This window comes from Heliomarina sp., from assembly GCF_052826185.1.
This window is the reverse complement of sequence record NZ_JBRBUI010000027.1, coordinates 81,329-96,657: the sequence shown is the minus strand read 5'-3', so window position 1 is coordinate 96,657 and position 15,329 is coordinate 81,329. Positions and strand designations below refer to the sequence as shown.

Annotated in this window: 16 protein-coding genes; 7 read left to right on the top strand and 9 right to left on the bottom strand. The window is 59.0% G+C overall.

The genetic code is table 11. The annotated features are described in order from the left end of the window. Nucleotide 1: 1 nt before the first annotated feature. Complete coding sequence (locus ACU0FH_RS09275) at nucleotides 2–1,552, bottom strand: PAS-domain containing protein (protein ID WP_446194347.1); 1,551 nt, start codon at nucleotides 1,550–1,552, stop codon at nucleotides 2–4. A gap of 93 nt (nucleotides 1,553–1,645) precedes the next feature. Next, nucleotides 1,646–3,043 (bottom strand): sensor histidine kinase RegB, encoded by a 1,398-nt coding sequence (regB, locus tag ACU0FH_RS09270; RefSeq protein WP_446194346.1) that lies wholly within the window; start codon nucleotides 3,041–3,043, stop codon nucleotides 1,646–1,648. 90 nt (nucleotides 3,044–3,133) lie between these two features. Between regB and ACU0FH_RS09265 the strand changes: the two genes are divergently transcribed. The 3 genes from ACU0FH_RS09265 (at nucleotide 3,134) to ACU0FH_RS09255 (ending at nucleotide 5,564) form a co-directional block, all read left to right on the top strand. Next, a complete protein-coding gene (locus ACU0FH_RS09265) occupies nucleotides 3,134–3,754 on the top strand; it encodes an SCO family protein (protein ID WP_446194580.1) in 621 nt (206 codons plus the stop codon). A gap of 77 nt (nucleotides 3,755–3,831) precedes the next feature. Beyond that, nucleotides 3,832–4,386 carry an ActR/PrrA/RegA family redox response regulator transcription factor gene (locus ACU0FH_RS09260; protein ID WP_088631757.1) on the top strand — a complete coding sequence of 185 codons (555 nt, stop codon included), beginning with the start codon at nucleotides 3,832–3,834 and terminating at the stop codon, nucleotides 4,384–4,386. An 80-nt stretch (nucleotides 4,387–4,466) separates the two neighbouring features. Beyond that, complete coding sequence (locus ACU0FH_RS09255) at nucleotides 4,467–5,564, top strand: glycosyltransferase 61 family protein (RefSeq protein ID WP_446194345.1); 1,098 nt, start codon at nucleotides 4,467–4,469, stop codon at nucleotides 5,562–5,564. On the opposite strand, the gene ACU0FH_RS09250 is transcribed toward ACU0FH_RS09255, so the two are convergent. Together ACU0FH_RS09250 and ACU0FH_RS09245 are read right to left on the bottom strand one after the other, a co-directional pair. After that, nucleotides 5,561–6,157: an HD domain-containing protein gene (locus tag ACU0FH_RS09250; protein ID WP_446194344.1), complete on the bottom strand. Its 597-nt coding sequence runs from the start codon at nucleotides 6,155–6,157 to the stop codon at nucleotides 5,561–5,563. The two genes, ACU0FH_RS09255 and ACU0FH_RS09250, sit on opposite strands and share 4 nt — an antisense overlap. Nucleotides 6,158–6,187: 30 nt before the next feature. Beyond that, entirely contained in the window at nucleotides 6,188–6,319 is a 132-nt protein-coding gene (locus ACU0FH_RS09245) for a hypothetical protein (protein WP_446194343.1), read from the bottom strand. A gap of 14 nt (nucleotides 6,320–6,333) precedes the next feature. On the opposite strand from ACU0FH_RS09245, the gene ahcY reads away from it, so the two are divergent. Beyond that, nucleotides 6,334–7,725, top strand: coding sequence for an adenosylhomocysteinase (gene ahcY, locus ACU0FH_RS09240; RefSeq protein WP_446194342.1), 1,392 nt, complete (start codon nucleotides 6,334–6,336; stop codon nucleotides 7,723–7,725). Between the two features lie 70 nt (nucleotides 7,726–7,795). Here ahcY and ACU0FH_RS09235 read toward each other — a convergent pair whose 3' ends face one another. Then, on the bottom strand, nucleotides 7,796–9,334 hold the full coding sequence (locus ACU0FH_RS09235; RefSeq protein ID WP_446194341.1) for an alanine/glycine:cation symporter family protein: 1,539 nt from the start codon (nucleotides 9,332–9,334) through the stop codon (nucleotides 7,796–7,798). An 18-nt stretch (nucleotides 9,335–9,352) separates the two neighbouring features. Then, nucleotides 9,353–9,790, bottom strand: a complete 438-nt coding sequence (locus ACU0FH_RS09230; RefSeq protein ID WP_238372171.1) for a universal stress protein — start codon at nucleotides 9,788–9,790, stop codon at nucleotides 9,353–9,355. A 255-nt stretch (nucleotides 9,791–10,045) separates the two neighbouring features. Between ACU0FH_RS09230 and ACU0FH_RS09225 the strand changes: the two genes are divergently transcribed. Continuing rightward, on the top strand, nucleotides 10,046–10,387 hold the full coding sequence (locus tag ACU0FH_RS09225; RefSeq protein ID WP_446194340.1) for a DUF2853 family protein: 342 nt from the start codon (nucleotides 10,046–10,048) through the stop codon (nucleotides 10,385–10,387). Nucleotides 10,388–10,582: 195 nt separating this feature from the next. Here ACU0FH_RS09225 and ACU0FH_RS09220 read toward each other — a convergent pair whose 3' ends face one another. From ACU0FH_RS09220 to tsaD, 3 genes are read right to left on the bottom strand one after another with little or no spacing between them, the layout of a single operon-like run. Continuing rightward, nucleotides 10,583–11,002, bottom strand: coding sequence for an EVE domain-containing protein (locus ACU0FH_RS09220; RefSeq protein ID WP_446194339.1), 420 nt, complete (start codon nucleotides 11,000–11,002; stop codon nucleotides 10,583–10,585). A gap of 29 nt (nucleotides 11,003–11,031) precedes the next feature. Further along, nucleotides 11,032–11,988, bottom strand: coding sequence for an NAD(P)H-dependent glycerol-3-phosphate dehydrogenase (locus ACU0FH_RS09215; protein ID WP_446194338.1), 957 nt, complete (start codon nucleotides 11,986–11,988; stop codon nucleotides 11,032–11,034). Then, nucleotides 11,985–13,085 (bottom strand): tRNA (adenosine(37)-N6)-threonylcarbamoyltransferase complex transferase subunit TsaD, encoded by a 1,101-nt coding sequence (tsaD, locus tag ACU0FH_RS09210; protein WP_446194337.1) that lies wholly within the window; start codon nucleotides 13,083–13,085, stop codon nucleotides 11,985–11,987. Before tsaD ends, ACU0FH_RS09215 begins: the two co-directional genes overlap by 4 nt. 81 nt (nucleotides 13,086–13,166) lie before the next feature. Between tsaD and ACU0FH_RS09205 the strand changes: the two genes are divergently transcribed. Then, the gene (locus ACU0FH_RS09205; protein ID WP_446194336.1) at nucleotides 13,167–13,874 is read left to right on the top strand and encodes a uroporphyrinogen-III synthase; all 708 of its coding nucleotides are present in this window, start codon (nucleotides 13,167–13,169) and stop codon (nucleotides 13,872–13,874) included. 66 nt (nucleotides 13,875–13,940) lie between these two features. Beyond that, entirely contained in the window at nucleotides 13,941–15,320 is a 1,380-nt protein-coding gene (locus tag ACU0FH_RS09200) for a COG4223 family protein (RefSeq protein ID WP_446194335.1), read from the top strand. Nucleotides 15,321–15,329: the final 9 nt, after the last annotated feature.

Genomic DNA, 15,329 nt, shown 5'->3' with positions numbered 1-15,329 from the left:
GTCAGTTATGCACTTCGAGCTGCGGTTTCCCGTTGATCTGAACCATGTTGGCGGGCGACAGGTTCGAAAAGGTGATGAGACTGGTGCCGTTCAGGATGGGGCGGACGCGACACAGCATGCGTTCACCATTCTGGAGCGTGATTTCAGATTCCCAGTTGGTACGATTTTCGCTGGCGCTGACGAAATCGCGGATTTCTCCCCAGATCGGTGTTGCCTTGCAATTCTGTTGCCAGATCCGGGTCGCGTCGATGACGGTGCTTGGGGTAAAGCTGCTGTCTGGATCGACATTCCACAGATCGCGATAGGCCTTGTTGCACAGGGCCAGCGTGCCATCGGGAACAAAGACGACAAAGGCATCACCGATTTCATCGAGCACAGCCTGACCCATTTCCAGATCCGACCGGAAACGGCGGGTAAGGGTGATCTCGGCCGTGATATCCTCAAACAAAAAGGCGATAGCGCCATCCGGATGCGGGCGTCCGTTGACCGAATAGACCGAACCCGACGGAAGCGACCATGTTTCCTGATAGCGGCCATCGGAGGCGGCGGCGACAAGCTCGGCCATCTGGTGGCGCCAGCCACTGTAATTCTTGGGCTCCGGCATCATGCGCTGGTCGCGCAGCCGGTCGAAGAAGGTGAGCAGATTGGGGCGGGCCGAGAGGAATTCGGCGGGCAGGGCGGTCAGGTCGATCAGCGCAGGATTGAAAAGTGCGAGCTGCCGGTTGCGGTCGAAAATCGCCAGCCCGATGGAAAGCTGCGCAAAGGTTTTGGCCAGCGTCTGCACGAATTTCCGCTGTGCGTTTTCCGCCTCGACCACTGCGTTCACGTTTACGGCGCAGCAAAGCGGACCTTCGTCATTGGCGATAACAGAAACATCGTACCAGATCCGGTCACCGGTGCCGAGCATGGTGACGGGCACCCGGCGCGAGCGGGACTGTTCCACATCGCTGGGCAGGATCGGGAACAGGCAGGAAGTTTCGGATTCGGGTTTCGAACTGATTTTTGCGGCCAGAGCCTGATAGGCGGCATTGCTCCATACCACGTCGCCCGATTCAGAGAGTTGCCAGATCGGGTAGGGGGTTTTGTTGACCGCAAGCCGAAGCTGCAAGAGCTCATCCCGTGCCGAGGGGCCGAGCAGAAGAGACGGGTCATTCTGAACGGCACTGTTTTCGCCGATGCGGACCCGGGTAATACCGTCGAGCCATTCCATCGTGAGAATTGCGGGGTCTTCCTTCCCGATGGCGCGACGCCGTAAGCGCCCTGCCAGCCGCAGCTCGCTTTGCGAGGACGGCAGATCGCGAAAGCGCGTTTTCAGCACCTCACACAGAGTATTCCAGTCAAAATTTTCCTCGCTGGCCTCTATATACCCACTTGCTGCAGAGGACACATCGAGCAAACGGTTGCCATCGAATATCCAGATCGCGTCATCGTTCGTTTCCGCGACGTACTTGCTTCTCCATGATCGGGGGGACCGGGAACCGGGGGAAAGGATTGCTACCGTCAGAATTGCCGATAGCAAGGAAACGATTACAAGGGCTATCCACTCACTCATGGGAAAAGTATTACCGTTTCTCCAGCCAAGGACCTTAGTTACAGTTCAGAGAAATGGTTAACACGACCTTAACCGGCCAAGATTATCTGAGCCTCACGTCTCGATAGGCCGGTTCTGTCCCAGAGGTACGATATTATCGCCGGCGCGGGCGTCGATGCTGCGGCGTGGCCAGCGGACTTCGACAATGGCACCGGTACGGTTTGCCATTACGGGAACGTCGCCCGTCCATTCCGGCCCGTTTGCAAAGCGAAGCTCGGCGCCGGAACGTTCCAGAAGTGTCTTTGCGATGAAGAGGCCAAGGCCCATGCCTTCGTACCCTGGGCGGGAGGGCCGGTCGGTTTCCTGACGTCTGCGGCGCATGAAGGGATCGCCGATGCGGCCGATGGTCTGCGGCGGAAAACCACGGCCGTCGTCCATGATACGGATCGAGATGAAGTTCTCGTTCCAGCTGGATTCCAACCAGACGGTGGTTCGGGCGAAATCGACAGCGTTCTGCACGAGGTTGCGCAAGCCGTGGATAACCTCGGGTTTGCGCAGGATCGAAGGCTGCTGAAACGCGGTGCCCGAGCCGGGGTGTTCTTCGAAGATGATTTCCTTGCCGCGATCCATATGCGGTTCGGCGGCTTCATTGAGCACGGCGCTGAGAGGTGCCTGACGCAGATGCAGGTCATCCTTACCGGCCCGGCCCATGTTGCGCAGGATGTCGCGACACCGGTCGGCCTGTTCGCGGATAAGCTGGGCATCCTCGCGCAGGTCGGGGCGGTCATCCAGTTCCTCGAAGAGTTCGGCGCTGGTGAGTTTTATCGTGGCAAGTGGTGTGCCCAGTTCATGCGCCGCGGCCGCAACCACACCGCCAAGGTCAGTCAGCTTTTGTTCACGGGCGAGGGCCATTTGCGTCGCGGCAAGCGCGTCGGACATGGAATGCATCTCTGAACTGACGCGACGGGAATAAGCGCCCATGAAGAGTGTTGCGATGGTGATCGCGGCCCAGTTGCCAAAGACGAACATGTCCGGCAGGCGCAGTACCTCGCCGCTTTCGGTGACGAGGGGGAGGTGATTGACCGCCAGCATCGTCACCAGCATGATCGCGCAACCGCCGATCAATATCGTCGAGCGCAGGCCCAGAACGCTGGCGGAAATCGTAACCGGGCCCAGCATCAGCATGGCAAAGGGGTTGTTCAGCCCGCCGGTCAGGTAAAGCAGGAAAGAAAGCTGAAGCAGGTCGAAGAGAACCATCATGAAGTTCTCTGTCTCATTCAGGCGCTTGTTTTCCGGAAAGACGAAAATCGCAATCAGGTTGCCGACGACCGAGACCCCGATGGCGAGGTAGCACAGACCGAATTCGAGTTGCAGGTTGTACATCTGCTGCGACACGGTGATCGCGGCAAGCTGCCCAACGATGGCGACCCAGCGCAGAAAGATCAGCGTGCGCAGACGGATCCAGTTGCTGCGTTCCTGCCCGTGGAGAATGGCGCCGGAAGAATTGAACATGCGTGACCTTACGTCTGTTGCGGCGGCTAAATATGTTGATAGGTGTCCACGCCGGAACGATCAACAATCATGAGCCAGAGGATAATCACGATGCGCCGCTATTTTGCATTTCTCGGAGCGGCCGTTCTGGTTGCCGTCGTGGGCGGTACCTGGCTTTACACCGTGTATGCGCGCAACGACAATCCGCTGGCATCTTGCGGGGTTGGTCAGGTCGCGGGTGGCTCGGCCCAGATTGGCGGTCCTTTCGAGCTGGTGAATGCATCGGGTGAGACGGTGACCGATACGGAGGTGATCACCGAACCGTCGCTGGTCTATTTCGGCTATACTTTCTGTCCGGATGTCTGCCCGATGGACATGGCGCGCAACGCAGATGCAGTCGATCTGCTACAGGACGCCGGTTATGGCGTGACGCCGGTTTTTATCACCGTTGATCCAGATCGGGATACGCCCGAAGTCGTTGGTGACTTTGCCGACAACCTGCATGAGCGGATGATCGGCCTGACCGGTTCGGCAGAGCAGATCAAGAATGTCAGCCAGACCTACAAGGCCTATTACAACGCGCATAAGGACGAGGGCGAATTCTACCTCGTCGATCATTCGACCTTTACCTACCTGATGACGCCAGAGAACGGGTTCATCGAATTCTTTCGCCGGGATCTGAGCGCCGAGGATATGGCCGAAAAGACCGCCTGCATCATAGACAACCTGTAGGCGAATCGCTGGTTTGACCTTTTCGATGCCGGTCTTCATAGTATGTAAAATAAAGAACAAATGCCGGAGGAACCCGCATGGCAACCGTTGACCCGCATGAGCTTGGTCCTGACCGGTCTTTGCTTTTGCTCGACGATGACGAGCCTTTCCTGCGCAGGCTGGCCAAGGCGATGGAAAAGCGTGGCTTTGAAGTCGAAATGGCGGGTTCTGTTGCTGCCGGGCGTGCCATCGCGACAGCCCGTCCGCCGGCCTATGCGGTCGTTGATTTGCGGCTTGAGGATGGCAACGGGCTGGATGTGGTCGAAGTTCTGCGGGAAAAGCGGCCCGACAGCCGGGTCGTGGTGCTGACCGGGTACGGCGCGATTGCCACTGCTGTGGCGGCGGTCAAGATCGGGGCGACGGATTACCTGTCGAAACCGGCGGATGCGACCGACATCACCAATGCGCTTCTGGCGAAGACGGATGAACTGCCGCCGCCGCCGGAAAATCCGATGAGCGCTGACCGGGTGCGCTGGGAACATATCCAGCGCGTCTATGAGCTTTGCGATCGCAACGTGAGCGAAACGGCGCGGCGGCTGAACATGCACCGCCGGACCCTGCAACGCATACTTGCCAAAAGAAGTCCGCGTTAGAGCCTGTGTCCGGGGGCGATCTGCCTTTGGGGGCGCTGGGCAGCCAGCCTGAACCGACGGGCGGATGGTCAGAAGAGATCGTGACTTTGAAACGTGCCATTGTGGTGCCGCCGCTCAAGGGCGACTTTATCCAACCGGCGGGAATTTTGTCCGAGGATGGTGCTTATTGCGCCCATGGGGCGCTGTGGCGGAAATTTCGCGCCCTGACCGTCGCACCGGAAATGCCGGAGCGGACCGAGCCGCTCCCCGGGCGCTGGCTATGGGGCGGCGTGCTCTGGGCGCATTTCGGACATTTCCTTGTGGAAAGCAGCGCTCGATTGTGGGCACTCGATCAGTTGGAACAGCCTGTTGACGGCATCCTGTTCATGCCAAGACGGCCACGCGCGGGCGACGCGGTCCGGGGATTTCACAAGGATTTCATCCAGTTGATGGCCCCGGAGATGCCGGTCCGGGTTGTGACGGACCCGGCCAGCGTCGAAGAGCTGGTGGTGCCGGGGCAGGGGTTTGGCCTTGGGCGGATCACGGCGGGGACGGAGGCGTTCCGGCAGGCGGTTCATAATCGGTTCGCTGCGGATATCGCGGCGGAGGGGCCGGAAAAGATTTACATCTCGCGCTCTGCGCTGGGCGTCGGGAAGGGCGGTTTGCTGGGCGAAGAGCGTATGGAAGAGCTTTTGGCAAGCGAAGGCTACGAGATTTTTCATCCGCAACGGCATGACATGGCAACGCAGATCGCACGCTACAAGGCGGCAAAGCAGATCGTGGCGGCGGATGGTTCGGCCATTCACCTGTTTGCGATGGTTGGGCGCGCGGATCAATCTTTGGCCATTGTCTTGCGGCGCAAATCCTCGGCCAATAACCTGCTGCAGTCGAATGTCACGCATTTTTGCGGGCGCGAACCGCTGATGATCGAGGCGCTGCGCAGCGAATGGGTCAAGGCGACCGACAAGAAGAAGTCCAATCGGCTGTCCTTTGGTGAGCTGGATTTGCAGAGGATCGGCGCCATGCTGGCCGAGGGCGGTTTTATCCGCGATGCGGCGGGATGGGAGGCGCTGAGCGACGAGGAGCGGCAGGCGCTTTTCGCCGCCAAGAAGCTGACCGGTAAGAACGCGCTTGAGGAATTGCCGAAGTACAAGCGTAACCGGATACGCGCGGCGCGCCGGGCGAGGAAAGCGACCTAGCCAAGCTGTTGCGAAAGTTCCTCGTATCTCTGCGTAAAATCCCGACGGGTTTCGACGGGGGGTCGCAAAACTATAGTCAAATCGCCTATTAGAGCCTGATCCGGCTTGCCAAAGAACTTGTTCGCCTCGGCCTCGGTAAAGCCTGCGATGCTTGTTGCCTCCATCCATGCGCTGATGTTGTCGGCCTTCTTGATTTGACGTTTCACGCTGGCGGGGATGGCCGCAGGCAGGCCGAAACGGATGTGGATGGCCGAGGTCAGACGGATATCGAGATCTTTGTAACCGGGACCGACAGCTGCTTTCACCGGAGAGATCATGTCACCGATCACGTATTCAGGCGCGTCGTGTAAAAGCGCGGCCAGTTGCCATTTCGGAGGCGCCTTGGGCGCAATGCGGCGAAACAGCACTTCGACCAGAAGCGAATGTTCCGCAACGGAGTAGGCGAAATCGCCATTTGTCTGTCCGTTCCAGCGCGCGACAAAGGCCAGACCATGGGCGATGTCTTCGATTTCGATGTCCACGGGCGTCGGATCAAGCAGATCAAGGCGACGGCCGGACAGCATGCGTTGCCAGGCGCGGGGAGGTTTCATCATGGCTCTCGGTCAGACAAGGGGAGTCCCGGTTTACTGCCCAAAACCAATGCGCTCGTCCAGCCCGAAGCGCGTGAAACCCGGATTGATTAGGTCTTCGTTAAAGGTGATCACCCTGTCACGTTGCGCCTTTTGGGTGGTGATGGTAAATGCGCTCAAAATCATAGGAGTTTCCCATCGTGACCCAAGATTATGCCGTCAAGGACATCAACCTCGCCGATTACGGGCGCAAAGAGCTTGATATCGCCGAAACCGAAATGCCGGGCCTGATGGCACTGCGTGAAGAATACGGCGAGAGCAAACCGCTGAAAGGCGCGCGGATCGTCGGTTCGCTGCACATGACCATCCAGACGGCGGTTCTGATCGAAACCCTGACCGCTCTGGGTGCCGATGTGCGCTGGGCGTCGTGCAACATCTTTTCGACGCAGGACCACGCGGCCGCGGCAATCGCTGCCGGTGGTACGCCGGTCTTTGCGGTAAAGGGACAGAGTCTGGTCGAGCACTGGGATTACCTCGACAAATCCTTCCAGTTCCCGGAAGGCGCGAATATGATCCTCGACGATGGCGGTGACGCAACGCTTTACGTTCTGCTTGGCGCACGTGTCGAAGCGGGTGAAACCAACCTGATCGAAGTGCCGACCTCGGAAGAGGAAGAGGCGATCTTTGCGCAGATAAAGAAGCGCATGAAGGAAAGCCCCGGCTGGTTCACCAAGACGCGCGATGCGATCAAGGGCGTTTCCGAGGAAACCACCACCGGCGTTCACCGTCTTTACGATCTGCACAAAAAAGGCCAGCTGCCTTTCCCGGCGATCAACGTGAACGACAGCGTGACCAAGTCGAAGTTCGACAACAAGTACGGCTGCAAGGAATCGCTGGTTGACGGTATCCGCCGCGCGACCGACGTGATGATGGCCGGCAAGGTTGCCGTCGTCTGCGGTTACGGCGATGTGGGCAAAGGGTCGGCGGCGTCGCTGGCCGGTGCCGGTGCCCGCGTGAAAGTGACCGAGATCGATCCGATCTGCGCGCTTCAGGCCGCGATGGATGGTTTCGAAGTTGTGCGTCTTGAGGACGTGATCGACAGTGCCGACATCTTTATCACCACGACCGGCAACAAGGACGTGATCCGCATCGAGCATATGCGCGAGATGAAGAACATGGCCATCGTCGGCAACATCGGCCACTTTGACAATGAAATCCAGGTTGCCAGCCTGAAGAACCACAAGTGGACCAACATCAAGGAACAGGTGGACATGATCGAGATGCCCTCGGGCAACAAGATCATCCTCTTGTCCGAAGGGCGTCTCCTGAACCTTGGTAACGCGACCGGTCACCCGTCCTTCGTGATGTCGGCCTCCTTTACCAACCAGGTTCTGGCTCAGATCGAGCTGTGGACGCGCGGCGAGGAATACAAGAACGAGGTCTACATCCTGCCCAAGCATCTGGACGAGAAAGTTGCCCGTCTGCATCTGGAACGGATCGGTGTCCGCCTGAGCGAGCTGAGCTCGGAGCAGGCCGCGTATATCGGCGTTACGCCGGAAGGCCCCTTCAAGCCGGAACACTATCGTTACTGATTTCGGCCTGAGTGCTGAAATGACGAGCCCCGCCGAAATCTCGGCGGGGCTTTCTTTTACAGGGTCTGGATCAGCCCTTGAACCGTTTGATCTCGCCGGAATGGAGCCGGACGATATAGCTGCTGAGCTCGCGTTTCACGATCGGCATCAGCAGGTAGAGCGCGATGATGTTCACGATCGCCATGGAGAACAACATGGCGTCCGAGAAGTCGATCACCGGCCCGAGATTGGCGGCCGAGCCGATCACGATGAAGATGCAGAAGATCACCTTGAACACGATCTCTTTCGCGGCACCTTCGCCGAATAGGTAGGTCCATGCCTTGAGGCCATAATAGCTCCACGAGATCATGGTGGAGAAGGCAAAGAGGACCACCGCGATGGCCAGCAATGCCGGGAACCATGAGAAGACCGATGCAAAGGCGGCCGAGGTGAGTTCGACCCCTGCGACTTCGCCTTGGGTCGAGATGCGGCCCGCTTCGGCGTTCCAGACGTAGAGGCCGGTTTCCGGGTCGACGTTGAGGACACCGGTGATCACGATGACCAGCGCGGTCATGGTGCAGATCACAACCGTATCGATAAAGGGTTCAAGCAGGGCGACGTAACCTTCGGTGACCGGTTCCTTGGTTTTCACCGCAGAGTGGGCGATGGCGGCCGAACCGATACCGGCCTCGTTCGAGAATGCCGCGCGCCGGAAACCCTGGATCAGCGCGCCGGTAAAGCCGCCGACAACGCCAAGCCCGGTGAAAGCACCCATGAAAATCTGGCCAAAGGCCCAGCCGATCATGTCGAAATTCATAAACAGGATGATAAGCGACACGGCAACATAGAAGATCCCCATGAAAGGCACGACCTTTTCGGTGACGCTGGCAATGGATTTGATGCCGCCGACGATGACCATGAAAGTCACGATGGCGATGATGATGCCGGTGATCCAGCCGGGGTAGTCCCCGAGGACGCCCGATAGCTGCGCGTGTGCCTGGTTGGCCTGGAACATGTTGCCGCCGCCAAGGGCGCCGAGGATGGTGAAGATGCAGAAAATGATCGCGAGGATCTTGCCGCCGGGAAGCCCGCGTTCCGCGAAACCTTTGGTGATATAGTACATCGGGCCGCCTGAAACCCGTCCGTCCGGGTATTCGTTGCGGTATTTCACGCCCAGCGTACATTCGGTGAATTTCGTCGCCATGCCGAAGATGCCAGCGATGACCATCCAGAATGTTGCGCCCGGCCCGCCGATGCCAACGGCGACCGCCACGCCGGCGATGTTACCGAGGCCGACGGTCCCAGAGAGAGCGGTGGCAAGGGCTTGAAAATGGCTGACCTCCCCGGCGTCGTGGGGATCGGAGTAGTCGCCCTTTACGAGCTGGATGGAGTGAGTGAAGCCGCGAAGCTGGATGAACCCGAAGTAGCCCGTGAAGATCAGGGCGCCGACGACGAGCCAGAGGGCGATCCATGAAAAGGTGGTGCCGGGAAGCGGCGCGAAGATGAAAGATACGTACCAGCCGGTATAGTCGGCAAATATCGTGTTAATGGTTTCGTCCAGGCTCTGAGCCATCAGCGGCGCTGGCGTCACCGATGCGACAAGAGCGGGGAATAATTTATTGAAACGCATGAAAGACTGCTCCTGTGGTCAGGGGACAATGACGGTGGGGACGTGGGCGATCTGGGCCAGCCCCAGCGGGACAGAGCCGAACACGCGGGCACTGATCGAATGCATACCTGAGCGGCCCACGTAGATCATGGTACCATTGACTTCCTTTGTGATGGCAACGACCAGTTCGGCAATCGACCCGTACCGGATTTCGCCGTCGACGGGCACACCCGCCGCCTTGACGCGTGCCATGGCCGGGTCAAGCAGGGCTTCTTTGGCGCGTGTCAGTTCTTCCTTCCGCCGCCCGTGACGTTCTTCGATCTCTTGGGGAGTCAGGAAAGTGTAGGGCGACCATTCAAGGATATGCACAATGTGAAGTCCGGCCCCTGTTTTCTTGGCGCTGGCGATAGCGTAATCCAGAACGCTATCGTCATCTTCGACGCATTCATAGGCGACGACATAGGTTTCAGATGTCATTTCATCCCTCCGGTTGCGTACGCCGTCGATTGGAATTCAATGACGGAGCACGAATTCAGCGGTTAGACCCGCATTTGTTAAGGATGGACTCTGATACCCGGTCTGTCATGACATATTTACAAAAAGTTAATACCCGCTGGAGTAGACGTTAAAGTTTTAGCTTCTTATGCGGGAATTCGCCGGTTAGTCTGTTAACGAAACCGGGAGCTCTTCCCGGATTTCGCGCGTATTAACAATTTGGAAAGGCCAAGACCGATGGGAAAAAGAGACGAGCTGATTGAAAAATACGCCGCTGATCTCAAAGAGAAATGTGGCATGGACCCGGATATGGATCTTTTGACCAAGGTTGTGATCGGCTGCGGTCCGGCAATTTACAATGACGATTCCTCGACCGTTGCAGCAAGCCAGCCGGGTGAGCTGGAAACGGTAAAGAACAATTTCCTGATCAAGAAGCTCGGACTTGCCGACGGACCGGAATTGGATGCAGCCATGAATTCGGTGATCGAAACTTATGGCCAATCCGAACGCAACAAGTATCGGGCCGTGGTTTATTACATGCTGACCAAGCATTTCGGAAAAGAATCCGTCTACGCCTGAACGAATTAAGGCCCCAACCGATACAATTTGCGTCTTATCCTACGGGCAATTGTTTTGCCATGTGGCACCGGTTGGGGTACTACGATCACAGACCAGGACGGTCGGAACCAGTTTCAAGTTACACGTGTGGTGCGTAGGGAGCACGTGGGTGACAGAGGGTTCCGGCTGTGGCCGGGCCCTCTTTTCAATTCTGCCTCACGGATCGGTTTTGCCCATTTCGCAGACGCGTTTCCATTCCGTATCGGTCACCGGCTGAACCGAGAGGCGTGAGTTTTTCACGAGGATCATTTCGGCGAGCGATTCCTCGGCCTTGATCTGATCCAGTGTGACCGGTTCTTTAAACGATCGAACAGCCTTTATGTCCACGCATTCCCAACGTTCGTCATCCGTCGTGCTATCCGGATGGCTTTCGGCGCAGACTTCGACAATGCCCACAACTGCCTTTTCCGTTTGAGAGTGGTAAAAGAACCCCCTGTCGCCAAGTTTCATCTCTCGCATGAAATTGCGGGCTTGGTAGTTGCGCACGCCATCCCATTCCTCGCCTTCCTCGCCCTTGTCCTGCTGGTCTTGCCAGCTCCATGTCGAGGGTTCCGATTTGAAAAGCCAGTATGCCATGAGACCTCCGGTTATGTGGCGTTGCCCGTCTATTCTTCCTTGAGCGAGCGGGACAAAAGTTCTGAAATCACTTGGTTTAGGGTCTGTTTCTGGTCGATCAGCGTTACCACGGCCCGGGTGATCGGCATGTCGATATCGGCCATGTTGGCAAGGATGGCGCGGGCGGTTGCCGCACCTTCGACCGTGATCGAGGGGTCGAACTCTTCACCGCGACCGATTGAGAGGCCAAGCCGATAATTCCGTGACAGATCGGAACTGCAGGTGAGGGCAAGATCGCCGAAGCCCGAGAGACCGGCCAGGGTATCCGCCTGCCCGCCGCGAGCCACGGCGAAACGGACCATCTCGGCATAGCCGCGGGTCATCAGGGCGGCGCGGGCACTGTCGCCAAGCTGTGCGCCGATGACGGCGCCACAGGCGATGGCCATGACGTTCTTGAGTGCGCCGCCAATTTCCGCGCCCATCGTGTCTGTCGTGCGATACAGCCTGAGGCTTCCGGTCGACAGCCTGGTCTGGAGGTTCTTGCAGAGCGTGGCGTTTTCGCAGGCGAGCGTCAGGGCCGTCGGCAGGCCCCGGGCAATGTCTGCGGCAAAGCTTGGCCCGGTCAGAAGCGCAGGAGACCCTTTTTCCATGACCTCCTGCGTGACGGCGATCGGACCGAGCCCGGTGGATAGTTCGATGCCCTTGCAGCAGATGACAAGGTTCTTTCCGTCCAGCGCTGAGCGGTGTTCGGACAATACGTCCCGCAGTTTTTGCATGGGAACGGCGATCAGAACGGGATCTGCCGAGGACAGGTCGGAAATCTCTGATGTCGGTGTGATCGTGTCGGGCAGCAGGTGTCCCGGCAAGCGGGCGGCGTTTTCACGCGTCTTGCGCATGCCCGCTGTCTGTTCCGCGGAGCGTGACCACAGGAGGACTGGGCCTTCATGCGATTGCGCGATGGCGAGGGCGGTGCCGAATGCACCCGATCCCATCACCGCGACAGTCATGCCTTGGCTCCTTTGCGGCCGCTTCCAAGAAGGGCGGGGCTGCTTTTGTCCAATGGCCAGCGGGGTCGCGCGGCGAGTGTCATGTCGTCGCGATGTCCGCTGTCGAAGAGTTCGATACCAGCATAAGCGATCATCGCGGCATTGTCGGTGCAATATCTGAGCGGGGGCGCGAGGAAAACACTCCCTAACCTGGCGCAAACAGTCTCTAATCCTTCCCGGATCTGCTTGTTCGCAGCGACACCTCCGGCAACGGCCACTGTCGGTGACTTGGTCCTCGTGCGGGACATGTACTCACCCAGCGCGCGCTCCAGCTTGGCGGAAAGAACATCGACCACCGCCTGCTGGAAACCGGCGCAGAGATCGGCGCGGTCCTGTCTTGTCAGCCCGCCTTTCTCCGCGACGATCTGGTCGCGGGCGCGCAGGAGAGCTGTCTTCAGGCCGGAGAAAGACAGGTTGCAGTCGTCGCGGTCGAGCAGGGGACGCGGCATTCTGAAACGCTTGGGGTCGCCCTTTGCGGCCTCGGCCTCGACCGAGGGACCGCCGGGCTGGGGCAGGCCAAGAAGCCGCGCGACCTTGTCGAAAGCCTCGCCCGGTGCATCGTCGATCGTGCCGCCGAGGCGAGAGAATTCGGTCGCACTATGAGCGATGAGAAACTGGCAGTGCCCGCCGGATACCAGCAGCATCAGGTAGGGATAAGCGATTCCATCTGTCATCCGGGGGGTAAGCGCGTGGCCGACAAGGTGGTTGACTCCGATCAGCGGCAGCCCTGTTGAGGCGCTGAGGCCCTTGGCGCACATGACACCGGACAGAACACCGCCGATCAGACCGGGACCGGCTGTAACGGCTATGGCGTCGAGGTCATCAAAGCCGAGGCCGGCCTGCCGCATCGCTTCGCTAACCGAGATATCCAGCTTTTCGGTGTGCGCGCGGGCGGCGATTTCGGGGACGACCCCGCCAAAGGCCGAGTGAAGGTCGGTCTGTCCATAGACGACAGACGCAAGGATTTCGGTTCCTTTATCGGCCGAGTGGCGCACGATGGCGGCGGCCGTATCGTCACAGCTGCTTTCCAGTCCGAGAACGGTGAGGTCTTGAGACATGCCGCAGGTTCCGTTGCATGATTGCCTGACCGGAGGTAACACTCAACCACGCCGCTCACAATCCCGAGGCCTCGGATCATCATGCCGAACCCTGTCTTGCTGATGACGCGCCCGAGGGAGGGCGCCGAGCGCTTTGTAGCGATGTTGCCGTCGGAGGTTCGTGGCCGTATCGATATCTGCCATGCGCCGCTGCTTGAGATCGAAAGCCTGCCTGTTTCGCCTGATTTTGAGCGGGTGAAGGGCGTGATATTCACCTCTTCCAATGCGGTCGACAGTGTCGTGGCACATGATCTGCACGCGTTCTGTATCGGCGAGGCGACAACGAGAAAGGCGGCTATGGCCGGGTGGAACGCGCGTCAGGCCGGGCAGGATGCCGACTCGCTCGTTGCCGACCTATGCCGTTCGCAGCCTGAATCGCCGTTGTTGCATCTGAGAGGGCGCCATACCCGTGGCAACATAGCCGAGCGTTTGAGCCAATGCTCCCTGCCGACGCAGGAAGCAATCGTTTACAATCAAAAGTTGTTGCCCCTTGGCGATGAAGCCATAAGGTTGTTGAAAGGGGAGCGGCCGGTTATCGCGCCTGTCTTTTCGCCACGTGTTGCGCGACAATTTGTCGAAACCGCCTGTTTTTCGGTCAACCTGCACCTTGTTGCGATGAGCGCGGCCGTGGCGGAACCCTTTAAGGGCTTGGCTTTTGGGTCAATGGACGTAGTTGAAAGGCCCAACGCCGAAGAAGTTGCCGAGTCCGTGGCGGGTTTGGTGGAACGCTTGATGCGGGTTGAGGGTTAGATGCTTGCGCAGTAGGGTTTTTCTGCGCTTTGCGACATTGGGTAAGATTCGAAAGGGTGGGGCACGTTGGTCGACAAGAAAATTTCGGATGAAGACAAACAGGGCGCCAAGGATCAGGACGTTGATGCCCTGACTTCGGATGAAGGGTCTCCGGTCGATATGCCTGAACCAAAGGAAAAGGTGGATACCGAGCCAGGAAAACCTGACGCACCGGTAGCTGATACCGCGTTTGATCCAGAGTCCGATGCGGATGCGGAACCTGTGCCGCTTGGCGACGACGACCCTATCGATATCGGCGAACAGGATACCGAGCAGGAGGAAGTTCCGGTTGCGGATACCGAGTTCGCGCCAGATGAAACCGAAGCGGAGCCCGATCCTGTCGTCCCGGATACCGAAGGGTCGGCTCATAGCGAACCGACGCGTGAACCTGTTGCTCCCGCACCGACACAGACGGTTGTGGAACGGCGCGGAGGATTTTTCCCGGCGTTGCTGGGTGGGATTGTGGCCGCCGTTCTTGGTTTCCTTGCGGCGCGTGCGGACCTGATTGACCCAATCCTGCCGCCTTCTCTGCAGAGCAGCCGTGACGCCGGGATGGTCGAAGATCTTAGCGCCCGTGTCGATGGTCAGCAGAGCGACATCGAAGCCTTGCGCCAAGACGTAGACAATCTGCCGCCGCCGGATACGTCGGCAGTGGACGCGCAGGTTGCGGGTATTGGCGATGACCTGGGCGCGATATCCAGTCGTATCGACGAGTTGAGTTCAACGATTGACGGGTTGCAGTCGCGTGTGACGGAAATTGAAAAAGCGCCGATCAATGATGCCTTATCTGAAAGCGCGATTGCGGCCTATGAAGATGAGCTGAACCGCCTCCAGCAGGCGATGGCCACTCAGCGCGAAGAGGTCGAGGCCCTTGTTGCCGAGGCGCGCGAAATGGATGCTCAATCCGCCGAGCAGGCACGTCAGGCCAATGCGCTGGCAGCGATTGCGCGGCTTCAATCGGCGGTGAGCAACGGGCTGCCTTATGCGGATGTGGCGCAGGAGGTTTCCGATGCTGGTGTGGAGCTGCCTGAGGCATTGACTTCGTCGGCCGAGACCGGTGTACCGACGCTCTCTGAGTTGCAGGCCGCATTCCCGGGCGCTGCCCGCAACGCGCTTGCCGATGTGCGTTCAAGTCAGGTCGGTACGGAAACGGGGCTGGGTGCATTCCTGCAACGACAGCTTGGTGCAAGGTCGGTGGAACCGCGTGAGGGCAGTGATCCGGACGCGATCCTGTCGCGGGCCGAGGCCGCTGTGATGGACGGCAACCTGCAAACCGCAATCGAAGAAATTGAAACGCTGCCCGAAGAGGCCAAAGGCGCCATGTCCCAGTGGACCGCCGATGCGCGCGCTCGTGCAGATGCCATGACCGCCGCAGACGGGCTTACTGTCAGCGCAACATCGAATTGAAGGACCCGT